Origin of the sequence: Streptomyces sp. NPDC051582 (assembly GCF_040681715.1) — a bacterium.
In the GTDB taxonomy this organism is placed as follows: Bacteria; Actinomycetota; Actinomycetes; order Streptomycetales; family Streptomycetaceae; genus Streptomyces.
In genome coordinates this window covers 14697-38273 of sequence record NZ_JBFAZJ010000050.1, presented here as the reverse complement: position 1 = coordinate 38273, position 23577 = coordinate 14697, and the positions used below count along the sequence as shown (strand labels likewise).

General features: G+C 66.2%; 17 protein-coding genes and 1 pseudogene. 14 read left to right on the top strand and 4 right to left on the bottom strand.

The window, feature by feature from the left end:
• Positions 1-590: 590 nt before the first annotated feature.
• A complete protein-coding gene (locus AB0M92_RS36865) occupies positions 591-1511 on the top strand; it encodes an ankyrin repeat domain-containing protein (RefSeq protein WP_366106738.1) in 921 nt (306 codons plus the stop codon).
• 146 nt (positions 1512-1657) lie between these two features.
• On the opposite strand, the gene AB0M92_RS36860 is transcribed toward AB0M92_RS36865, so the two are convergent.
• Positions 1658-2344, bottom strand: coding sequence for a hypothetical protein (locus AB0M92_RS36860; protein ID WP_366106737.1), 687 nt, complete (start codon positions 2342-2344; stop codon positions 1658-1660).
• A 91-nt stretch (positions 2345-2435) separates the two neighbouring features.
• Entirely contained in the window at positions 2436-2861 is a 426-nt protein-coding gene (locus AB0M92_RS36855; protein WP_366106736.1) for a hypothetical protein, read from the bottom strand.
• Between the two features lie 59 nt (positions 2862-2920).
• Between AB0M92_RS36855 and AB0M92_RS36850 the strand changes: the two genes are divergently transcribed.
• The gene (locus AB0M92_RS36850; RefSeq protein WP_366106735.1) at positions 2921-3688 is read left to right on the top strand and encodes a transposase; all 768 of its coding nucleotides are present in this window, start codon (positions 2921-2923) and stop codon (positions 3686-3688) included.
• Between the two features lie 63 nt (positions 3689-3751).
• Here the strand turns inward: AB0M92_RS36850 and AB0M92_RS36845 are convergent, their stop codons facing one another.
• Complete coding sequence (locus tag AB0M92_RS36845; protein WP_366106734.1) at positions 3752-4486, bottom strand: hypothetical protein; 735 nt, start codon at positions 4484-4486, stop codon at positions 3752-3754.
• Positions 4487-4592: 106 nt separating this feature from the next.
• Here AB0M92_RS36845 and AB0M92_RS36840 point away from each other — a divergent pair, with 106 nt between their 5' ends.
• From AB0M92_RS36840 to AB0M92_RS36795, 10 genes and pseudogenes are all read left to right on the top strand, one after another.
• Positions 4593-5099: a hypothetical protein gene (locus AB0M92_RS36840; RefSeq protein WP_366106733.1), complete on the top strand. Its 507-nt coding sequence runs from the start codon at positions 4593-4595 to the stop codon at positions 5097-5099.
• 456 nt (positions 5100-5555) lie between these two features.
• Positions 5556-6227 (top strand): hypothetical protein, encoded by a 672-nt coding sequence (locus tag AB0M92_RS36835; RefSeq protein ID WP_366106732.1) that lies wholly within the window; start codon positions 5556-5558, stop codon positions 6225-6227.
• 31 nt (positions 6228-6258) lie between these two features.
• The gene (locus tag AB0M92_RS36830; protein ID WP_366106731.1) at positions 6259-6549 is read left to right on the top strand and encodes a suppressor of fused domain protein; all 291 of its coding nucleotides are present in this window, start codon (positions 6259-6261) and stop codon (positions 6547-6549) included.
• Positions 6550-6771: 222 nt separating this feature from the next.
• The gene (locus tag AB0M92_RS36825; protein WP_366106730.1) at positions 6772-7032 is read left to right on the top strand and encodes a hypothetical protein; all 261 of its coding nucleotides are present in this window, start codon (positions 6772-6774) and stop codon (positions 7030-7032) included.
• Positions 7033-7910: 878 nt separating this feature from the next.
• Complete coding sequence (locus AB0M92_RS36820) at positions 7911-11321, top strand: LamG domain-containing protein (protein ID WP_366106729.1); 3411 nt, start codon at positions 7911-7913, stop codon at positions 11319-11321.
• A gap of 92 nt (positions 11322-11413) precedes the next feature.
• Positions 11414-18424: a polymorphic toxin-type HINT domain-containing protein gene (locus tag AB0M92_RS36815; protein WP_366106728.1), complete on the top strand. Its 7011-nt coding sequence runs from the start codon at positions 11414-11416 to the stop codon at positions 18422-18424.
• Positions 18425-18444: 20 nt separating this feature from the next.
• Positions 18445-18810, top strand: coding sequence for a hypothetical protein (locus AB0M92_RS36810; protein ID WP_366106727.1), 366 nt, complete (start codon positions 18445-18447; stop codon positions 18808-18810).
• Positions 18811-18927: 117 nt separating this feature from the next.
• A pseudogene (locus AB0M92_RS36805) lies at positions 18928-19413 on the top strand (winged helix-turn-helix domain-containing protein).
• Between the two features lie 20 nt (positions 19414-19433).
• The gene (locus AB0M92_RS36800; RefSeq protein ID WP_366106739.1) at positions 19434-19994 is read left to right on the top strand and encodes an IS630 family transposase; all 561 of its coding nucleotides are present in this window, start codon (positions 19434-19436) and stop codon (positions 19992-19994) included.
• Between the two features lie 80 nt (positions 19995-20074).
• Positions 20075-20638 (top strand): hypothetical protein, encoded by a 564-nt coding sequence (locus tag AB0M92_RS36795; protein ID WP_366106726.1) that lies wholly within the window; start codon positions 20075-20077, stop codon positions 20636-20638.
• A 77-nt stretch (positions 20639-20715) separates the two neighbouring features.
• On the opposite strand, the gene AB0M92_RS36790 is transcribed toward AB0M92_RS36795, so the two are convergent.
• Complete coding sequence (locus AB0M92_RS36790; RefSeq protein ID WP_366106725.1) at positions 20716-21006, bottom strand: hypothetical protein; 291 nt, start codon at positions 21004-21006, stop codon at positions 20716-20718.
• A gap of 362 nt (positions 21007-21368) precedes the next feature.
• Here AB0M92_RS36790 and AB0M92_RS36785 point away from each other — a divergent pair, with 362 nt between their 5' ends.
• Together AB0M92_RS36785 and AB0M92_RS36780 are read left to right on the top strand one after the other, a co-directional pair.
• A complete protein-coding gene (locus AB0M92_RS36785; protein ID WP_366106724.1) occupies positions 21369-22211 on the top strand; it encodes an aminoglycoside phosphotransferase family protein in 843 nt (280 codons plus the stop codon).
• 670 nt (positions 22212-22881) lie between these two features.
• Positions 22882-23484, top strand: coding sequence for a DUF6000 family protein (locus AB0M92_RS36780; RefSeq protein ID WP_366106722.1), 603 nt, complete (start codon positions 22882-22884; stop codon positions 23482-23484).
• Positions 23485-23577: the final 93 nt, after the last annotated feature.

The window sequence follows — 23577 nt, the reverse complement described above, 5'->3', positions numbered from 1 at the left end:
CGCTACGACAAGCGCCGTTACGTCTACCTCGGCACCGCCACCGCCGCAGCCCTCACCATCTGGCTCCGTACATGATCGGCCGGACAGGTCCTAGCGAGCCCGCCCCCGCAGATCTCCGCCACACTTTTGATGATCTCGCCACCGACGAGCGCGCGCAGGCGATGGAGGCCCTGCCGTGGATGACTGCCGCCGGGTCAGGTGAACCGGGACTCCTGCGCTGCGTTCGCCGCATGGCCCATCCCGAACAGCCCGAACCGGACGATGACCCTTGGGCCGGCCTGCTCTGAGCAGGGCGTGACCGGTCGCGGCCTCGGTCATGCCGCCCGGGTTGTGCATGGAAGTTGTCCATCGGCGCCAGGTAGCATGCACGGTCACAATCACCTGTGCCTGAGCGTCGTAGTCGGCACCGCTTGCCAGATGGCGTGATCAGTCGGCAATCGGCGTGCGGCATGGCGCCAGAGGGCCCGACTGCGCTGGGGTGGACTGTCAGTCGCGCATGCGAGCGTGGGGGCCGCGGAGGCTTGCAGGTAGCCATCCGGGTGAGGAGCCGAGGGCGCGTGGTGACAGTGGCTGGTGGAGGCTGGATCGGTATGGGCTGGGACTGGACGGATGCGGGTGATATCCGTCGACGCCTGGAGCAGGGTGCCGACCCTGAGGCATGGAGCGGTGGGCGCCCCCTGCATCGGGCGGCGGTGTTCGGCTCGCCGGAGGTGGTCACGGAGCTCGCCGGGCGGGTGGAGGACGTGGACGCCCTGGAGAGCGACGTGACGGCTCTGTGGGAGGCCGTCGTGTCCAGGAAACCCGACAACGCGCGAGCTCTTGCCGCCGCCGGGGCCGATCCCTGGCGGGAGTTGATCGGCGGCTGGTCCCCGGGGCGGCTGAGCCTGGCCGGGCCGACGCCGGACCTGTTCGACGTCTCCGCCGGCCAGCAGCTGAACACTGCGGAGCGCACGGCGGCCGAGGAGGCCGCGCGGCTCGTCGGGGCGCTCGGCAGCTTCCACTACGAGGGCACCGGCCTGGCCTGCGTGAAGGGCATCGACGCCGCCGAAGCGGTACGGCGCTTGGAAGCGACCCCAGCGCCGGAGGAGGACATCAAGCAACTGCTGGAGGATCCGTACGCGTTCGACGGGGATCTGGAAATCATCGGAGTGACGTCCGTGCCGGGCGGCTGCGTCGTGACCCAGCCGTGGGGCTACGCACCACAGATGCCCGGAGTGCTCACCCGACTTTCCCGCGGCACCGTCTGCTACGGCCTGTACGCCAACCCCAAGAGCGGCAACCAGGGCAGCACCGCCCGTGACGGTGCCATCACGGGATGGGACCTGCATCCCGGCGGCGGAGCACAGGAAGGAGACACCCCGGAAGAAGTCCTCGCCGCCTACCTCTACCAGTACAACGCGGTGGCCTACCCCTGCGCCTTCACCGGGCTGCGCCTGACTGACGCACGGGCGGTCGTCGGGCCTCCCGATCTGTGGGTGCAATTGCCGCAACGCGACTACTGGAACCACTGACCGACAGCACGAGTACGCCCAGTCCGCCAAACGAACCTGAGCACTCGATGTGGCGAACGGCGCCAACTACCGAGCGCAGTCACAACTGCGACTGATTCCCAATCGTCGTTGTCAAGAGTGCGACGCATCGATCGATCTTGTCGGTCCTATGCCGACGGCGGCTTGTGTGTGCAGCGTTCCAGCAGCCAGCGATACCGTTCGGGGTCTGCCTGGATGATGAGCCTTGCCTCCTCATGGCTGCTTCGGAGGTCGGCCGGGTAGTCCGCCGGGTTGAGGCTGAGGTTCAGCGAAAGGTCCTGGCGTGTCTCGGGGTCTTCGCAGGTCAGGAACGCGGAGAGGCAGGCCGATCGGTACTCGTTGCGGAGATCTGCCAGCGCCTTCAGTACCGCCTTGCTTTCCTCCGTGGGGATTCTCCGCCTCAAGTCTTCCATGGAGGCGTATTGGAGACCTGGGCGAGCGAAGTACCAGGCCATACCGGCACCGACTTTTTCGGGGTGGGATCCGGTCCGCATGTAGTCGATGATCGCGGCCTGGATCTGGCGATAGCCGCAAGCTGTGACCAAGGGCTGGATGAGTTGTCGTATGCCGCTTCGGCACTGATCGTGCATTGCGGCATGCGTGAGGAGGCTGGCGTGCTGCCGTGTCGCTGCGGGATCCTGGGCTGCGGCCTCGCCGAGCTGGTATCGCTTCACCTCGTTGCGGAGGTACTGGGGCTCGCCTTCCATGATCGGCGGTAGCTCCCAGTCAGGGCAGAAGATCGTAAGGAGCTTGTCCAGCATGGGTTCAAAGTCGAGTTCCCGCCCGGCTCGGTCGGGGAGCATCTCCAGCGACATTCCGTGGCCTTCCCTGGTCCAGATCATCTCAGCCCGATGAGAGCCTCGGCTCAGGCTAAGGCTTGTCCCGGAATCGCTGCGCGGGGCGCCGCTATGGTCGGCGCGCCAGGCCGGGAGCCGTCAACAGCCGTACCAGTGCGTCTACGGCCTCGACAACGTTCGGAGTGGTGAGTACGAGTACGGGGTCGGGCTTCCGGAGAAGGAGGCCGCTCCAGACCCGGAAGACGGGAGAGTTCTCCGGCCCGCCGGTGTCGAAGGAGATGGACCCTGCCAGCTCGTTCCCGTCGTCTTGTGCGCCAGGCATCCAGAACGAGGGTCCGTCAATGAACCGAAGATAGTTGTGGCTGGTGAACGGATACCACTGGCCCAACGCGCTCGCTCCGGCGGCCAGCACCAACTTCTCTGCGACAGGGGGAACCCACGAGTCGGTTCTTCGCACCGCGGCGTCGGCGGACCGTGCGGATACCTCCATCCAGTCCCATGCATCTGCCAGCGACCACGGGGCGTTCTTCTCCATCCACCAAGTCTCACTCGATGCAGGGGCGGTCACCGTGGTTACGATGAGATGATCTTGGTATGGCTGGTGTGATCACGGCGTCGGAACCTTCATGGATAGCCCCGTTCACCGGGCTGAGCCCGCGCTCCTTCGGTAAGTCGATGACCGTGGTCCGCCGCGAAATGCCTGGCCAGGCACACCGCGGGCGACCGTGGAGCCTGCCTTTGGAAGATCGTGTGCTACTCGTCGCGGCCTACTGGCGAACGAACTTGACGATGCGCCAGTTCGCTCCGCTCTTCGGGGTGCCCAAGTCAGCGGCGGACCGGATCATCGACCATCCCGGGCCGATGCTTGCGCTCCAGCCCCGCAAGCGGTTCGCCAAGGACACCGTGCTCATCGTGGACGGCACTCTGGTGCCCACTCGCGACCACGCAGTGGCCGAGCAGTCGAAGAACTACCGCTACTCGACCAACCACCAAGTCGTCATCGACGCTGACACCCGGCTCGTCGTCGTGGTCGGCCGGCCGCTGCCTGGCAACCGCAACGACTGCAAGGCGTGGGAGGAGTCAGGCGCGAAGGGCGCCGTCGGCAAGACCGTGACCATCGCCGATGGCGGCTATCCGGGCACCGGGCTGGTGATGCCCCACCGGCGCCGCAAGGGCGAGGAGCTGCCCGGCTGGAAGCAGGCCCACAACAAGTCCCACAAGCAGATCCGCGCCCGCGTCGAGCACGTCTTCGCCCGCATGAAGACCTGGAAGATCCTCCGCAACTGCCGCCTCAAAGGCGACGGCGTGCACCACGCCATGCTCGGGATCGCACGGATGCACAACCTCGCCCTCGCCGGATAGAGACCGAGCCACATGGCACTCCACCATGCCCAAGGCTACTCAAGATCAATTACGGGACAGCCCTTAGCTGCAGTCCCACATGAACCGGCCTTCGAGGTGGTCAGAGCTGAGGAAGAGGAAGCCGGTTCCGTAGCCGAAGTTGAGGAAGAACGGGTCCTCCTCCGCTTCGCCTCGGTCCTCGAACTGGCAGAGGAACCGCCACGAGGCATCGATGCCGAATGCCTGGTCGTTGGGGTAGACGGCCTCGCCCCCCGAGAAGTCCTTGGGCCCTTCCTTCTTGGGGGATTCGGTCTCGGGACCCTCGCCTCTCAGCCACCTGGAGCAGGCGGCGGCCTGGTTGGCTGCCCTGTCGAGTTCCGGCGGCATCGGAGTCAGGCCTGTGAGCCATTCGACGGGTACCTCCGTGTAGTCCGGACCCCAACGCCACAGGGTCCGCCCCTGTGTGCCGGGGGAGCCGATCGACGCGAAGGGCGGTATCCGCCCACCCGGCTGGATCAGGACGACGGCCTCGCCGTCCTCCGGAGTGTCGCCGCCCATGACCTGGCCTTCCTCATGCAGGAACAGGTACGCGAGGCGCACCTCGTCTCCCGGCACTCGGAACTGGCCGATGAACACCAACGGCTCGCTCGTACGGGGATGCTCTGGCCAGGCCGGTTCGTCCAGCCAGACCGGCTGCCCGCCGAACTTCGACACCGGTTCCGTAACCGGCTCGCGCGCAGCACGGAAGGACATCCGCAGCCGGGGCAGGAAAGCTGCATCGTAGGGGCCCGCGGCCCGGCCTGTCGGCTCGGAGATCACGCCCCGACGCTACGACACCCCACCGACAGCACCCAGCCCGGGCCGCTTCCTTCGGCTTGAAATTTATCCGTAGGAGCCTTCGGTGTTTGGCTCGCATACTGGTCTGATGAGTTCGATCTCCACACACCACCGGTTCCGGGACCCGCGCAGCACGAAGTACGACTTCCTCGCGTCGGTCCTCGTGTGCTGTCCCGGCTGCGCGAATATCGCTCATGTCGTGGCAGGACCGGAGCCGGCCGGGGTGCACGATCGGGACCTTTCTGCACCAAGGCGTCTCGTCTGCCGAAACTGCGGGGTGGCGAAGGAATGGAGCCGTGGAGGTGTGGCCCTGCACCGGGACCGGGACGAGCCGGCCACGGACCCGTACTTCGGCGTCCGTCTGTGGCTGCAGATCGAGACCCGGCACGGGTGGATATGGGCCTACGACCTGGAACACTTGGACCTGATCAGGCGATTCGTCCAGGCGCCGCTGCGTGAAGGGATTCCCTGGCACCACCACGGCCGGAAGATGACCGTGGTGGCCCGCCTGCCCGCATGGATGCAGCAGGCCAAGAACCGCGACGAGGTGCTGCGGGCCATCGCCCGCATCCACGCCTCACTGCTCCGTGCCTGAGCCGGGAGCACCGAGACTGCCGCTCATCCCATGATGCGTCTGGGCTTGGTGCCCTGCTCGTGATGACTGGGGAGTGAATGCGCTTGTACTGACGGCGGTGGGATGGGCGGGGATTCGTATGGAGCGCAGCGAGCAAACCGAAGTGAACCTTCCGCGTGCAGTGGGAGTAGACGCTGACAATCTGTGGACTCCTGCGCATCAGGCGGTCGAGCCAGGTGACCATGGCGAGTTGACCCGTCTTCTCGATGCGGGCGCGGACCCTGACGGTCGTCCTTCATCCGGGCCCGCCGAGGTTCAGGGTGACGCCTCCCGGGGCCCGTGTACCGCGCTCCACCGAAAGTGGTCCCGCCTGTCACGGCGAGCGGTGGCGCCAGCCGGCTTTCGGGCCGGGTCCGCAGTGTGACTGGCCCATATGATCATCCAGCCACACCCACGGAGACGGGAGTACCACGCATCGTGATCGGCTATCGAGTGTTCGGGGCGCGTGCCGGACGTCTGGCGTACGCGGCCTTCATCTGCGTGCTGACGGCCGGTTGCACCACGGAGGCAACTGACGGTTCCTTCGGCAAGGGGGACGGCGCTGGAGCGCCCGCCCCTGCCAAGAGCAGCCCTGCGGCTCTGGTCATGTATCCGAAGCTGTTGGAAGCAGCGGTCCCGAGGGGGGTCGACATGCCTCGGGGGCTGGAGGAACGCAGCACGCAAAGCTGGGACATGTCGAATCCCGTCATCTGCCAGTCCAACGGCTGGCGAGACGAGATGTGCGCCGAGGCCATCGCCACGGCCGCCGGAGGAGCCACCGACTACCACACGCAGAACATCAGCGTTCAGATGATCTCCTTCAATCACGCGGCCGACGCCGCACGCTTCTTCAAGGGGACAGGCGCGGAGGACGATCTCGGCGCCAACCCTCCGGGAGACGCCATCGACGCCTACACACTGCCGACCGGAGACAGGGGATGGACGGGCCGCGGCATCACCGTGCGACAGGGCTCCGTCGTCGCGAAAGTCGAGTACGCCTGGACACCCGGCGCCGAGGTACCGGGTCGGCTCATGGACATCACCAAGATGGTGGTGGACCGCGTAAAGCAGACCCAGAGCGGCAAGAACCCGACAGCCTCACTGCGCTGAACAGCAGCTGCACCCGCCCGGGGCGAACAACATGTACCGTTCGCCCGCTCCGCTGTGGGAGGGCACTGCCCTCTCGGGATATGTCGCGGTAGCCCCCTTCGAAGGCGAGATGCAGCACACCACGCTGTCCGACGGCAGGCACGTGGAGTTCCTGATGCTCATTCCGGCATTCCCGGAAGAGCTCGACTACGCGCTCCGCCACGGTGTCGCCGCACTCTCCGTCGCCCAGGAGCAGGCCGGCGTTCCCTGCTTACGCACTTCTGGGAACAGCTGGGCCGCGTTGGTCCCTCTCAACGAGCCTACGCGGAGCACCGCGAGATGAACCGCCCGGCCCGCAGCCGCAGTACGACGTTCCGTCCGGCAACGGCAACGGCAGCGTCGGCGGCGAAATACAGGTGGGGAGTGATGAGGTCGGCTCGACTACGTCCCGCATGCGGGGCACTTGGCGTCAGCCCCACTGTCACACACGTCACATGCCGCGCCTGCGGTGGACGGCCTGCTGTCTGCTAGGGTCCGCTCATCTCTACGCCCGGGGGGGCATCACATGAATATCGGCGTATTCCTGCTGGTCCTGAGCCTGGCTGGCCTGTCGGGCGGTGGCGCGCTCGCATTTAACGTACGGGGTGCATCCAACGCACTGGCGCGCCGGGGCGAGGCTAACGCGGAGCTGCGCAGGCACAGCCTGGGAGACCTTGGTGAACCTTCGCGGACTGCGTCGGCCGGCCTCTTCCGTTTCCTGGGAACAGTGAGTGCGCTGGCCTCCGTGGTACTTCTCCTGGGCGCCCTCGTCGAGCTGACCGGCTGAGCTCCGCTACACAGCTCAGCGGTGGAGTCGCCACCGGGATTCATGCAATGTGTGACATTCGACTGCTGCATGCTTGACCTCAGCAATCGCCTGGTGGATCCCTTCGGGTAGGAACAACGGCGAGGCTCCGACGGGACAGCTTGCCCCATTCCGCATCCGACGCCGGGAAGCGCCGTAGCTAAAGCGCTTGGCGGCTTCTGAGGGCGATTCAGCGAGCGTGCCGTAGCGGGATATTACCGCCCAGTGGTTCCGGCCGGCCTTGAGGGTGAGGGCGGTGCCGCCGCGATCCGTGTCGAGTCTCGAACGCCGCTGACTGGCAGAGCTGGCCATCATTTCAACAACCTGTATGATTCCGTCACTTGCGTATGGGTGACCTCTTCCTGATCCGTCCGATAGTGGTGTGCTGACGGTGCGTCGCAACTCTCCGAAGGTCCAACCGCCGCCTGTGGTTCTGGATTCTGGCGGCTATCACTGGCGCTGGGGTTTCTTCTTCAACTCGCCCACTGAACTCGGCGACTTTCGTCTGGCTAAATCGCAGTAAGAGCTGCACTTCAATTCAAAGTGAGTGGATTGTTTGACGTGGAGGCTGGGTAGTTTTCCGCGTCAAATGAATATGGGGGATTATGTTTGTAATAAAAGGCGGGCGGCTTCGTCATGCCGTGGCCGCCGCACTGGGCATGACCATTGTCATGGGTGTTCCATCGGCCTACGCGCCGGCTGCCGCCGCGGCATCGCCCGTGTCGGAGAGTGAACAGGCGCTCGCTGCGGCCAAGAAGTCGGGCAAGCCTGTCGAGGTGGTGGGTGAGCGCACCGATTCGTCGACCACGTTCGCCAACCCAGATGGAAGATCGTTCCGTCTGGACACCTCTGCTGTCCCGGTGCGGGTGAAGGCGAAGAGCGGATCGGGATGGGTCACGCCGGACGCCACGCTGGAGTTCCGTGCTGACGGCTCGGTGGGGCCGAAGGCGGCTGTCGCCGGAGTCAGCTTCTCCGGCGGGGGAGAGCAGAGCAGCCTGGTCACGATCGACCGCGCCGGACGCTCCATGTCGTGGGGCTGGCAGAACGGGGCCCTGCCCAGGCCTGTGCTGAGCGGTGACAGCGCCCTGTATCCGGAGGTGCTGCCAGGCGTGGATCTGCGGATGACCGCCACGCTCAAGGGCTTCCGCGAGGTTCTCGTGGTGAAGACCCCCGAGGCCGCCAAGAACCCCAAGCTGCAGCGCGTCGAGTTCGACCTCGGAGCGAAGGACGTCCAGCTCAACACGGGCAACGACGGTGGCCTGTCAGCCACGGATGCCAATGGGAACCGGGTCTTCAAGGCGCCCCCGGCCCTGATGTGGGACTCGAAGGGCGTCGCCGCTGCGCTCACATTGTCTGGGAAGGAGAAGGTGGCCGCTGCCAAGTCCGCGGGCGGTACCCTGCCCAAGGCTCCGGCCGGTGCGGAACCGTCCGGGCACCCCGCGGACGGGCCGGCTCTGGGTTCGCAGGTCGCGAAGATGGCCGTCGATGTCGATGCCGACTCCCTGGCCGTCGTGCCGGACACGGGCATCCTCAAGCAGAGTGATCCTGCGGCCTTCCCGCTCTACATCGACCCCTCCGTCGCCCTCGATGACGGCACCGAGCACACCGCGCTCCGCAACGACGGCGTCTCGTTCTGGAACTGGGACAACGGCGACGACGGTCTGGGCAAGGGCATGGGCAAGTGCGGCTCCTGGAACGGGTACTACTGCGGGCCCGGCTATGTGCAACGCCTGTACTTCGAGTTCTCGCCGAGTAAGCTCGTCGGCAAAGAGGTCCTGAACGCCCGCTTCCGCGTCACCGAGCCGTGGGCCTTCCAGTGCGACGTGCGCAACGTGTGGCTAGTCCGGATGGACGGAGAGATCGGCCCGTCGACGAACTGGGGCAACAAGCCCAACTACGCCGACCTCATGGGCGACCGCTGGCTTTCCGCCGGCCGCGGATCACTGTGCGACCCGAACTCGCCAGCCGCACCGGTCGAATTCTCCGACAATCTTCCCGAGGAACCGGATGAGAACCTCACCCCCACCGTCCGCGACTTCGCCAGCGGCCGCTACAACCGGCTGAACCTGGAGCTGCGCGCGGAGGACGAGTCGGACACGGCCGCCTGGAAGCGATTCCGTAACGACGCGGTCCTGTCCGTGGACTACATCAGCAAGCCCAATACCCCCATCTACGTCGGCCTGGTCACAGGCTCGGGGGAGATCTGCTCAGGCGACCCGGCCAAGCCCTCCATCGTTTCCGACCCGACTCCGGCCATGACAGCTATCACCGAGACCGTGTGGGGCGGCGAAGCGGGTGCCTCTCTGAGGATCGCCCTGCAGACCGAGAAGAAGGAGACCAATGGCACGTGGAGCCCGGTCAAGGCCAACGCTGGTGACGCCGCCTTCATCGAACGGCCGAGCTCAGGCTACGTAGGCGACAACGTTCCCGTCACCACCGACCCGCCCGCCGCCCTCGCGGAGGGCGCCCTCTACCGCTTCCGCACCTGGACCAAGTCCTTCGCGGACAGCCAGGTCCGCGACAGCACCCCGAGCGGAGACTGCTACTTCAAGGTGGACCCGAGCGCCCCGAAGGCCCCGCTCATCACCTTCGGCACGCCCTACAGCTCCTGCACCAGCACGGCCTGCGTCGCGGCCGGAAAGCCCGGCACCCCCGGCCAGTTCACGTTCGCACCGGCGAGCGGCGACACGGCCACCGCATTCCAGTACAAGCTGTCCACGGACACCACCTGGACCGAGATCGCCGGCTCGAACCCGACCGTCGCGATCACTCCTCCCCTGTCGGGGACGATGAAGCTGAGCGTGAAGGCCAAGGACTCCGTCGGCCGCTGGGGCGCGACGAAGATCGTCGACTTCGTGGTCAAGGAGGGCCCCGACCCGATCGGCTACTGGACCTTCGACGAAACCTCCGGCCAGGCCATCGACACCTCGACATCCGACCCGGCGCTCAAGAACAACCTGTACCTCACCGCCGGGGCCCAGCGCCCCGCGAGCGGCCGAAGGGGCTGGGTCCAGACGCCCACCCCACACGAGGACCGTGCGCTCAAGCTGACGAGCGGCCAGTACGCGAACAGCTCCAAGCCGGTCTTCGACACCCGTACCTCGTTCACCGTGGCCGGCTGGGTCCGCCTGGACCGCACCGACGGCACCTTCTCCATGCTCGGCCAGAGCGGCAAGAACTTCAGTGGTCTCGCCATCACCGCTGCCGCCGGCCAGCCGTGGTCTATGCAGATGGCCACGGACGACACCACAGGCGGAACAGGCGCCATCAAGAAGCTGAGCGGCCTCAACCCCGCACAGGCCGGGGTATGGACCCACGTCGCCGTCACATACAACGAGTCCACCGATCTCGCGAAGCTGTATGTCAACGGGCAGCTCCAGGGCCAGATGACCATCACCAACCCCATCGCCTCCACCGGAGTCATGGCCATCGGCGCCGCCAAGCAGTCCGCCGCCTGGACGGAGCAACTCCCGGGCCGGATCGACGAGGTCAAGGTCTGGCAGGACGAGAAGAGCCTCGACGAGGTCAAGCAGGACGCTGCGCTCATCGACACGGTGACCGGCAAGCCGCAACTGGACCTGGCCGGCGAATGGGACCTCACCAAGCCCGGCCCGGCCTTCACGGACCGCTCCGGCAACGCCCGCCCGCTCACCTCGACCGACGGAACCCCCGTCAGCAACGGCGCCCTGGTTTTGAACGGCACGACCCAGGGCGCCACTGCCGCGGGCCCGGTCGTCGACGACACCGGCTCCTTCACCGTGACCGCCGAGGCCAGGCTCGACAACACCGCTCTGCTCACCAAGCCGAACGGGTACAGAGCCCAAGTCATCGGCCAGCGCACCGCCTCTGGTTCTTCCTGGGGGCTGTGGTTTGAGAAGACCGGTGTCCACAGCGAGCCCGATGAGCAGGACCCGGCCAAGGACGTGTACTTCGTCGAGGGGACCTGGCACTTCGGCCGCCTGACAGCCGACGGCACAGGTACCTCAGTGGAGAGTGAGAGCTTGGCGGCTGTGAACGCCGGTGCGCAGGTGACCGGAGTGCACAACGCTCAGAGCGGCACCATCACCCTCTACGTGGGTGCCGCCGGACAGGGCCAGCCCAAGACCTACACAGCCGTGACGGGCAGCGGCGAACTCGCCGTCGGCAAGGGCTACACCAGCAGCGCCTGGGGCAACTTCCTGCCCGGCCAGATCACCGGCATGCGCCTTTGGTCCGGAGCTCTGCAGGACAGCCGGCAGGTCTCCGACATCGTCCTCGGGGCCACCAGCTGACCGGGCTCTGAACAGCACAATCTTGCCGTGGCCGCGAGACACCGCGGCCACGGCTCCCTTCCATACCCATACCCATACCCGGGAGTCTTTCCATGCCAAGCCACTCACCAGGCGGAGGAATCCGCCACAGACTGCCCCTGATAGGGGCCCTGACACTCGCTCTCGTCGCGTCCGGGGCACTCACGCCGATCGCGGGGGCCGCTGACCTTCCTGGCGCACCGAAGATCCCCGAGCACAAGAACGCCAAGGTTCGAGCCGTCAATGCCCAGGGCGCCAAGGAAGCCCGTGCGCTCGTCGCCAAGAACCAGGCGGAGAACAGGGTCCAGGCCGACCGGGCCCGCAAGGAAGCCAAGTCCAACTGGCCCAAGGCGGCCACCCTGGAGCAGGACACCTCTGCCGCCCGCTCGGGGTCGCCCCGACTGATCGACGTACAGCCGATCGCACGGGTCAAGAGCCCTCTTCTGGCTCCGGCCGCCCCTCAGGGGCCAGCCGCACCCGCACCCGCCGCTGAAGGCAGCGATGCCCGCGCAAAGTCCACCGTCAGGATCCTGGACCAGAAGGCAGCCGAGAAGGCCGGGATCACCGGTGTCCTGTTCACCGCGGCCAACACCGCCAAAGGCCCCGCGCAGCTGACCGTCGACTACGCCTCCTTCGCCTCCGCAGTCGGCGGCGGCTGGTCCACCCGCCTGGGCGTCGTCAGCCTGCCTGCCTGTGCGCTGACCACTCCCGAAAAGCAGGAGTGCCGCAAGACGACCCCGCTGCCCTCGGCGAACAGCATCGAGAATCAGGCCGTGACGGCCGAGGTCACCACCCTGCCCGCCGGAACTCCGGCCGCGGCCAGGTCGAAAGCCGCCGCGACGCAGGCGCCGGCAGTCTTCGCCGTCATGGCCACCCAGAGCGCCTCGCCCGTGGGCGGCGGCGACTTCGCGGCGACCCCGCTCTCGGCGTCCTCCAGCTGGGCATCCGGCTCCTCCTCCGGTGCCTTCACCTGGTCCTACCCGTTGGCAGTCCCCGCGCCGGCCGCCGGCCCCAAGCCCTCCCTGTCCTTCTCCTACAGCAGCGGTGCCATCGACGGCCGGACGGCGAACTCCAACAACCAGGGTTCCCAGATCGGCGAGGGCTTCGACCTCACGTCCTCCTACATAGAGCGCAAGTACGGCTCGTGTGACGACGACGGGCAGACCGACAAGCACGACCTGTGCTGGAAGTACGAGAACGCCACCGTCGTCCTGAACGGCAAGGCCTCCGAGCTCGTCAAGGACGACACCAGCGGCACGTGGCGCCTGAAGGACGACGACGCCTCCCAGGTCACCCTTGGCACCGGCGCCGACAACGGCGACGCCAACGGCGAGTACTGGAAGGTGGTCACCAGCGACGGAACCACCCACACCTTCGGACTCAACAAGCTCCCCGGCGCCGGCTCAGAGCGCACCAACTCCACCTGGACCGCGCCCGTCTTCGGCGACGACCCAGGTGAGCCCGGCTACAGCAGGGGCTCCACCTTCGCGTCCCGCTCCGAGGTCCAGGCATGGCGCTGGAACCTCGACCTGGTCCAGGACATACACGGCAACGCCGCCACCTACTGGTACTCGGCCGAAACCAACAACTATGCCAAAAATGGAGACAAAGCCAACCTCGCCGCCTACACCCGCGGCGGCACCCTCGCTGAGATCCGCTACGGCCAGCGCGCCGACGCCCTCTTCACCGGCATCACCTCCCACAAGATCACCTTCGGCTACGAAGAACGCTGCTTCGCCGCAAACTGCACCTCACTGACGAAGGACACCTCGGACAACTGGCCCGATGTCCCCTTCGATTCGATCTGCGCCACGGGCGTCACCGACTGCAAGGCGATGGGACCGGCGTTCTTCACCCGCAAGCGGATGACGAACGTGAAAACGTACGCGTGGTCCACAGCTCCAGAGCCGGACAACTACGCGCCCATCGACACCTACGACCTCACCCAGGAATACCTGGACCCGGGCGACCTCGGCGACACCAGCGACCAGAGCCTGGTCCTGAAGTCCCTCAAGCGCACCGGCAACAACGGCGGAACCCTCACGGTCCCGCCCGTCGACTTCACCTACCACATGCGCCCCAACCGAGTGGACGTCGACGGCGACAACATCCTCCCGCTCAACCGGCCCCGCATCAACACCATCACCTCCGAAGCCGGCGCGATCACCACTGTGACGCTCTCCGACCCCGAATGTGTACGGGGCTCGAAGATGCCGGCGGCGGAGGACGACAACGCACTGTCCTGCTACCCGGTGTACTGGCCCATCAACGGCGGCGACCCCAAGCTCGACTGGTTCCACAAGTACAACGTCACCGCCGTCACCATCGCAGACCCGGCCGGCCAGAACGACCTCGTCGAACACGCCTACGAGTACGCGAATCCCGGCTGGCACCACAACGACGACCCCCTGACCCCCGAGGACGAGCGCACCTGGTCCGAATGGCGCGGCTACGGCAAGGTCACCGCCTACACCGGAGCCACCGGCAAAACCCGCTCCAAGACCGTCAACGTCTACATGCAGGGCATGCGCGGCGACCAACGCAAAGGCACGAGCGACACCCGCACCACCACCGTCGCAGCCGTCCCCGTCACCGGACTGACCATCCCCGACATCAACGACGACGCCCAGTACAACGGCTTCCAGCGCCAGAGCATCACCTACGACGGCCCCACCGCGATCTCCGTGTCGGTCAGCGACCCGTGGAGCAAGCAGACCGCCGGCCAGGAAAAGTCCTACGCCAACACCAAGGCGTACTACGTCCGCACCGGAGCAACCCGAAGCCATACCTACCTCAGCGCATCCAACACCTGGCGCACCACGCAGAGCGACAACACCTACGACGACGTCTACGGCATGGCCACCCAGACCTCGTCCGCCGGTGACACCGCCAAAACAGGCGACGAAACCTGCACCCGCACCTGGTACGCCCGCAACGACGCCAAGGGCCTCACCAGCCTGACCTCCCGCACCCGCACAGTGGCGGCCGCCTGCTCCGTCACCGACGACAAACTCACCCTCCCCGCCACCGCGGCGACCCGCGGCGACGTCCTGTCCGACACCGCCACCGTCTACGACGACCCCGCCGCCACCAGCTGGAACGCGAACCAGACTCCCACCCTGGGCCTGATGACCTGGAACGGACGCGCCCAGGCCTACCCCGCCGCCAGCGGCACCGCCGACCGCAACCCGGCCGGCACCGCCGGATGGCAGACCATCGGCAAGATCACCTACGACACCGGGGCCGCAGGCCTGGGACGCCCGCTGACCTTCACCGACACCGCCGGCAACACCACCACGACCACCTACACCCCACCCGCCGCCGGCCCGCTCCAGGTGACCGTCGTCACCGCCCCGAAGCTCGCCTCCAACGGCCAACAGCACAAGACCTATACCTACGCGGACCTGCGCGGCGCCACCGTTCGCTCCATCGACGCGAACATGGGATCGACGTACAACACCTACGACGCCCTGGGCCGCATCACCGCAACCCGCCTGCCCAACCGCGCCCAGTCCCAGAGCCCGAACGTCACCTACGCCTACCTCCTCGAACGCGGCAAGCAGCCATGGACGTCGGTATCAACCCTCACGGGCGGCGGCGACTACGACACCTCCTACGCGATCTCCGACGCGCTGCTGCGTCCGCTCCAGACCCAGACCCGGTCACCCAACGGCGGCCGCATCCTGACCGACACCCGCTACGACTCCCGAGGTCTGGCCTACGAGTCCTACGCCGACATCTGGGACAAGGGCAAGGTACCCGGCGGCGTATACACACGCGCCGAATACGGCAGCACCCCCGCCCAGACACAGACCGTCTTCGACGGCGCCGCACGCGCCACGACCAGCACACTGCTGGTCTACGGGGTGCAGAAGCAGTCCACCACCACCAGCTACACCGGTGACTCCATCGCCACCACCGCCGTCCAGGGCGGCACCGCGACCCGCACCATCACCAACGCCCTGGGACAGACCACAGAAACCCGCACCTACGCCGGCACCACCCCCAACGACCCCGCCTACGGCGGCACCACGCCAGGCACCCCCTACACCAGCGTCGTCCACACCTCCACCGCGGACGGCAAACCCGCCACGGTCACCGGCCCCGACAACGCGAAGTGGACCTACAGCTACGACCTCTTCGGGCGGCCCATCACCACCACCGACCCCGACAAGGGCCAGAGCACCCTCACCTACACGGTGCTGGACCAGATCGCCACAACGAAAGACGCCCGCAACACGGTCCTGGAATTTGCCTACGACGAGCTCGGCCGCAAGACCGGCCTGTGGAAGTCCCCGAAGACCGACGCCACCAAGCTCGCCGCCTGGACCTACGACAGCGTCCGCAAGGGCGCGCCCACTGACGCCACCCGCTACGAAGGCGGCCTCACCGGCAAGGCCTACACCAAGTCCGCCACCGCCTACGACACCCTGGGCCGCCCGACGACGACCCGTCTGACCCTGCCTTCCGACGATCCGCTGGTCACCTCCGGCGCCATCACCGCCACCACCGACAGCACGGTCAACTACCGGCTCGACAACACCATCGGCAGCGTCTCCGCCGCCGCAGCCGGCGGCCTGCCCTCCGACATCGTCCAGACCCACTACAACGACTTCGGCCTCCCCACCGGACTGTCCGGACTGACCGGCTACGTCGAGAACGTGGCGTACTCCCCGCTCAGTGACGTCGAGCAGATCACACTGACCCGCTCCGGCGCGGCAGGGGTCCGCAAGACGTTCATCGGCAACACCTACGAGGACGGCACCCGCCGCCTGCTGAAGTCGACGGTCAACGACCAGACCCACAACGGCATGCTGCAGGAACTCACCTACAAGTACGACCAGGCCGGAAACGTCCTGTCGATCTTCGATTCGGCCCCGCTCAGCGGCTTCACCAAGGCCGACAACCAATGCTTCGCCTACGACGGCCAGCGCCGCCTGACCGAGGCCTGGACCCCGAAGACCGCCGACTGTTCGACCACCGGGCGCACCGCCGCCAACCTCGACGGCGCTGCCCCGTACTGGAATAGCTACACCTACACCGCGTCCGGGCAGCGGGCCACGGAGAAGACCAACACAGGGACCCCGCAGACTCGAACCTACTGCTACGAGCCCACCCGCCCGCACGCCCTTGCTTCGACCACCACCGGCGCCACCTGCACCGGCCTCACCCCCCAGTACACCTACGACGCCACCGGCAACACCACCAAGCGCGCCGAAACCCCCGGCGCAGCCACCTTCCAAACGCTCACCTGGAACCCCGAAGGCAAGCTGGCCCAGACCACGGAAGGCGCTACCAACACCGGTTACGTCTACGACGCGGACGGCGAGCTCCTCATCCGCCGCGACCCCGCCGGCGAGACCGTCCTCTACGCGGGGCTCAACGAGGTCCACCTCAAGGGCACCCAGAAGTGGGCCACCCGCGCCTACAGCATCGTCGGCACCAAAATCGCCGTCCTGACCAATGAAACCGGTACCGCGAAGCTCTCCTTCGTCGCCGACGACGCACACGGCACCTCCTCCCTCACTGTCTCCGCGGACGACACCCAAACCGTCTCCAAGCGATACACAACCCCCTTCGGCGCCCCCCGCGGACCCGTCACCACCCCCTGGCCCGACGACAAACGCTTCCTCGACAAACCCCAGGACACCAACACAAGCCTCACCCACATAGGCGCACGCGAATACGACCCAGCCTTGGGCCAGTTCCTCAGCGTGGACCCCCTGCTGGCACCGGAACAGCACCAGTCCCTCAACGGCTACAGCTACGCGACCAACTCCCCGGTCACCTACAGCGACCCCACCGGCCTCCAACGGCCCGCAGACGACTACGAGATCCCCGCTCCCGAGCACGAGATCCCGCACGGTCCCGGCGGCCAAGACAGCACCACCCCGACCTCGGCACCCCTAGAGTCCATCGTCGAGAACGACAGCCACGGCAACTCGTTCACCATCCGCAACGAACAGGTGACCGTCTACCCGAACGTCGTCATCCCGCTCAACTGGGAGCACGCCAGCCAGTTCATAGAGCAGTTCAACGAATACATCAAGACAAATTGCGGAAAGTGGTACGGAACTCTCTCCTGCTCCTACACGTCACCCCAAGGCCCCACCAACCTGCAACGCTTCCAAGCAATGCAGGCGGCGTGCTACAAGATCAACGACTGCTCCGCCAGTGGATTCACCCTCAAAGCGATGATGATGGCCGGCGTCACTGAGGGCCTTGCCGCCGGAGGGAAGGACGGTTCCGGCGTCGGAACGCCCCGAGGCGGCAAGTCGCCGACCGGAGGGGGGTGCCGACAGTGCTTCCTCGCCGGCACCGAAGTCCTTATGGCGGACGGCACCGCTAAAAACATTGAAGACGTGAAAATCGGCGACAGAGTAAAAGCCACCGACCCTGAAACGGGAGAAACCGGCGACCGCGAAGTTACGCGCCTCATCATCACCGAAGACGACAAGCATTTCAACACCCTCTCCATCGCCACCGAGGAGGGAATCCAAGAACTCACCGCCACCTATGAACACCCCTTCTGGTCCCCTTCCGCAACCAGGTGGATAGACGCCGGAGACCTCACGCCCGGCACCACACTTCTTACCGACCGGTCCGAAACCGTCACGGTCACAGCCAACAAGCCGCACGACCAACGCGCCCGGACCTACAACCTCAACATCGATGAACTTCACACGTACTATGTTCTTGCGGGCAAGACTCCAGTACTCGTCCATAATTGCAATGGACTCGACGCATCTGTCGGTGCACTCGACGACACGACTTATGATCGAGTGACTGCGGCACACGGCTCGTACATAGCGGACGGCGTTGATTACAATGTGCAGAGGATGCATGACGGTTCCAAATCTGCCGCAGATCACGATTTGCCCGGTATTGGACATGACCCTGACGCATTGGGCACCTATTTCGCGTCGTGGCGAGGAAAAATGACGCACATTGACACCAACACCAATTCGCGCGTCGCGTACGATTCCAACAGGGGTGTGCTAATTGTAGATAATGGCCGAAACGTTCACGGGTACAAGTACAGCGAGGACACTTTTAATAGTGGGAGGTATGTGATGATACATTGAGAGCGAGAGTTGCGGCGACGGTGACTTCTGATGGTGCTCAATTGCGGCTGACGGATCTGCAGCGCCAGTTGATTTGCGAGGCGCTCATGTTTCATGTGGATCGTCCCGATGGAGACCGTGATTCGATTGTGTGCATCGGTGTAGATCGCGCTAGTGCTGAGCGGATGATTGAGAGGGTTCGTGGAGGCGAGCTTCAGTTTCGGCTGGAGGAAATTCACGTACTTTTTTCAGCGTTGATTTCCGCCTCGGCGTGGATTCTCTCTGAGGAGGCATTCTATGAAAGAATCGGGTTCTTTCGAGAGCATGCACTAGCCCTGGCCAGCGGGTTGGTGAACGCTACCGCGGAAGTGCCCGACAAGACCGGAGATTTCTCTGGGAGCGCCTAGATTAAATTCTCCGTGATGACTCGCCAGTTCATCTGGCGAGTCATCACGGCTACTGAGGTTGAACTCGTGGTGTCGTAGGGGCTGACGGCTGGTCGTCTGCTGCGGTATCACCGGGGCATGCGGTATCCACAAGGGGGCGGGCTGACCGCCGAACGGCAGCATTTCCGCGAGGGGTTACGGCTCCAGGCGGCAGAGCGGTTCGCCCAGGGCGAGGCGAGTGCGTTGATCGCCAAGGACGTGCGGGTCAGCGTCCGCTCGGTGCAGCGGTGGCGGCGGACGTGAGATGAGGGCGGTCCGCGGGCTCTGCGGTCGCAAGGTCCGGCGTCGCTGCCGAGGCTGAGTGAGAAGCAGTTCGCGCAGTTGGAGGCGGAGCTTGCCAAGGGGCCGGCCGCGCATGGCTGGGAGGACCAGCGGTGGACCCTGGCCAGGGTCAAGACGGTGATCGGCTGGCGTTTCCACCTGACTTACACGATCCAGGGCGTGCGCAAGCTGCTGGTGCGTAACGGCTGGTCGTGCCAGGTGCCGGCCCGACGCGCGATGGAGCGGGACGACACGGCGGTGGCTGGTTGGGTGAAGGAGGTGTGGCCCTGCGCGGAAGACTAGCGGCGGCCCGTGGAGCCTGGCTGGTTTTCGAGGACGAAGCCGGATTCTCCATGACGCCGCCGCAGGCGAAGACCTGGTCCCAGTGCGGCCGGACCCCGGTGGTGAGGGTCCGCGGCCGTTCCCGCAGACGGATATCCATAGCGGCGCTGACCTGCTACAAACCCGGCCACCGGTCCCGGCTGATCTACCGGCCCCGCCGGGACGACGGCCGACGCGACGGGCGCAAGAGCTCCTCCTGGCGTGACTATCGGGACCTGCTGATCGCCGCCCACCAGCAGCTCGGCGGCCCGATCGTGCTCGTCTGGGACAACCTCAACGTCCACAAAGCCTCCGATCTGCGGGAATGGGCGGCAGCCCGTGCGTGGCTGACGATCTACTACCTGCCTCCCTACGCACCGGACCTCAACCCCGTCGAAGGGATCTGGTCCCTCCTGCGACGTGGCTGGCTCTCCAACGTCGCCTTCTCCACCCCCGAACACCTCGTCCAGCGCATCCGACGCGGCCTGCGGCACATCCAGTACCGCAGCCACCTCATAGACGGCTGCCTCGCCGAAACCGGCCTGACCGTCAGACCCACTTGAGGAACAACGCAAGGTAACGACCGGCTGTCACTGTCCCGGCCGGGCGTCTCATCGGCCCTGAAGCACGGGGTTTAAACCGGGTGAACGATCATCGTGTGATGGATACGGGTATGTGGCCGGTGCTTCCGGACATGGAGCGGGATCAGTGGGACTACCTCCCCGGGCGGACCCTGGGGCCGCTACGCATGGACATGAATCAGGAGGAGGTCATCGCGGCCCTGGCCGCGCACGGCTTCACCACTCGGCCCGACGAGTACAGCCCGGGGTGGGACGCCGTGCGCTTCGCCAAGGAAGACGCCCCCACGAGCCGGGCGGCGGTGGAGTGCTACTTCCATGCGGACCGAGAGCTGGCCTATGTCCTCGTCGACGGGCGCGTCGGCCCTCAGGTGACCTGCGAGGGGATCCGGCTCATTGGACGTGTGCCGTCGCAGCTCGCGCAGGAGATGGAAGCCCACGCAATCAAGCACGACACCGGCTTGCGGTTCAGTCCGACTGGCGACCTCTTCTGCGACGGCTTCCAACTCGAAGTCGGCGCCCAGCGCGCCGACGACAACGTCGTGTCCTGGGCCCTGTTCTTCGTCGCCGGAGATGACCACTCCGTCACGCGTGACGCTGCACCCGAAGAGGTATGGCACCGCTGGTAGACGGCACCACGCTTACCTCACCACGTCAAGGAGGCGGAGGACGGACATCGTGGAACTGGCACCGGTTCGGTCAGCCCCTACGACACCACGAGTTCAACCTCAGTAGTCGTGAAGTAGCTGCGGGCCGCGGCTTCGCTGGTGCCGAGAGCGGTCGCGATTTTCCTCAGCGGGACGTCGCGGGCGGAGAGTCCGTACACCGCATCCTGGCCGCTCTGGGCGATGACGTGCCGGAGGTCGGCCAGGGCTTTCAATGCGGTCAGCGGTACCTGGTCGGCCAGGTCGTCGAGGACGCGGACGAGTTCGGTGATCAGTGCGGTGAGCTCGGCGGGGAGGGGGACGGCCGCGTCCCGGATCACCGACAGGTGCACAGTCTGGCGATCAGCCCGGCACCCGAGCGGAGGCCGGTTCCACCGAGGTACTGGCCGGCCTGTTGGGCCCGCTGGGGACGGGCTCCACTCCTGCATCAGCCCGCGGTCCGCGAGTTCGGTGTGGAGGGCGGGGGTCAGGGTCCGCAACCAGGTGACCCGGTGCGTGCCGGCTTCCCGCAGTTGCTCCCGTTCGGCGCGGATCCGCGTACTTGCCTCGCGCAGGGCGGGGCCGCGAAGGTCGAGGTGAAAGGCGTCATGGATTCTGCATGAGTGAGCGACAGGAGTGTTCATGGGGTGAGGAGGCGTCCCCGACAGAGTCAAGCTGCAGCTTTGGTGTCTGTGGAGCTGGGAAGATCATTTTCATGACTTCCGCCGCCTGGAGTACTCACGCCATCGACCTCAAGCCCCACAGCGTCGTCAAGAGGTTTCGACGTGGGAGCCGCGAGGAGTGCGAACGGGAGTGGCGGGCACTGACCTTGCTCTCCGCGTATGCACCGGGCTTGGCTCCTATTCCTCAGAGCACTGATCTAGCAGCCGAGGAACCGGTCGTTGTGATGTCACGGCTGCCGGGCGAGCCGCTTCGGGGTCGGCTGCTCGGCGAACCGCAGACCAAGGCGTTGGCGGCGGCAACAAATGAGATGTATGCGGCGGTGCCGGCAGATGCGCTGGCGAAGGTCCCGGTCCGGCCCGGCCAGCAGCATGAGCTCATCGCCAAGATCCGAGCTTGGACACCCCGGGCTCGCCCCCACGTCAGCGCTGAGGTGGGGGAAGCCATGGATCGCGGCCTGGACTGGTTGGCTCGCTCAGGCTTGGAACAAGCCGCCCCACCGGACATCCCGCAGGTTTTTGGGCCAGGCGACGGGAACCTCGCCAACTACCTGTGGGACGGCTCTCGCGTTCGGATCGTCGATTTCGAGGAGTCCGGTCTCAGCGACCGGCCCTTTGAACTGGCAGAGATCACGGAGCATGTGGCCAGCTGGGTTGACCAGCCATTGGATGTGGAGATGTTCCTAAGCCAGTTCGATCTGAGCGCCACGGAACGAGCGCGGCTGCTGGCATGCCGTCGGCTTCTGGCACTCGTGTGGTTGTTCCTCCTGTCCTTCGACGACCCTCAACATCCGCGCAACCCGCCGGGAACCGCTGAGCGGCAAGCCGCCCGGCTGACCAGGCTTCTCGGTAGCAGCCGGCGGGCTGTCCAGGGCTGACCTTCGGAAGGGCCCTGCATGGGGCCGGGCCAGTGGGTTGTCGCGGTCATGCAGGGCGATCAGCCTTGGGACCCGGGTTCCCCTGTATCCGGTTGAGGCGGTAGCCCGTCGTCGGTGAAGACGGGCATGCCGAGGTCGACCAGTTGAGGGCGTCCGTCGATGGGGGGCTTGAGACTGTTGAACTTGGCCATCGGTAGACCGAACCACAGCGGGCCGACGTCCGCGGGCAGGCGGCGGAGGATCCGGGCAAAGCGCCGCTCAAGCTCCCACTGCTCCCCCTGGGTCGCCAGGGCGGCCGCCAGGACGTCGATGACGACATCGTCCGGCCCGCACAGCGCGCGGACCGCCTTCGACCCGTGGGGAGCCAGTTCCCCGTCGATTTTTCGTGCTCGTCCGCGAGCCGCTGTGACTCTCCGCACTCCGCGACCACCCGCTTCCACAGAGCCTCCAACTGTTCGTCCCAGGGTCCCGAACTGGCTGCTCCAGCACCGTTGCCATGTCACCTGTTTCGGGTTCTGGCTCAACGTCTATGGAGTGATAACCCTGCGTGCTTCCCACGCCCCGCTCACCCACCCCGGGTTTCAGGTGTCGTCCCGCCCGTGCCGCGATCACCGCAGGCGTATTCCGCGGTACGCCTTCAGCTGGGTGCCTGTTGCGAGAGGATGGGGTGATGATCCGCCACGATCCTGAGATACAGGCTCTGTACCGCCGCTACTGCCTCCCGGCGCGCCGCTACCTGAAGCTCGGCGGAGCGGTACTTCGTATGGCACGCGAGGAGTACGAGCCGTTCGCTCATGCCCTGGCCGCAGATGCGAAGGCTGTTTCCGACGCCGAGCTCACCATCCTCTTCGAAGGCAGCTGGCGCGAGCGGCGGACCGCGGCATGGCTCGCCGCCGTCTCGCGCCGTGACCACTTTCGCGAGCGTCTGGGAGCGCTGCTGCTGGAGAGTGTGGTCTGCTGCGCCGGTGGGGCCTACGGCGTGGCGCTGGCGAGTTTCGGCACCACACGGGATGCCGACCTGCTTGCGGCTTACCTGGATCGCTACCTGCGTCGGCCCGACCTTGCCTATGACCAGCCGACGGTCATGGGCGCCCTGGCGTACACCGACTCCGTCGTGCACGGAGACCGGGCCAACCAATTCCTCCAGGAGGGCGGCCTGTGGCAGCAGTGGTTCCAGGACGCACCCCATATGCACGGCGATGACGGCATCTCCACCTACCTGGGCGGCATCCGCCTCGCCTGCGCGGTCATCGAGGAATGCGCCAACATCTGACCCCCATTGGCGACCAGGGGGCGGGCGCGTGCGATCGAGGGCAGCCCACGCCCGCGTCCTGCACTCCGCCTATCTCATAGCCGCCGCGGACCG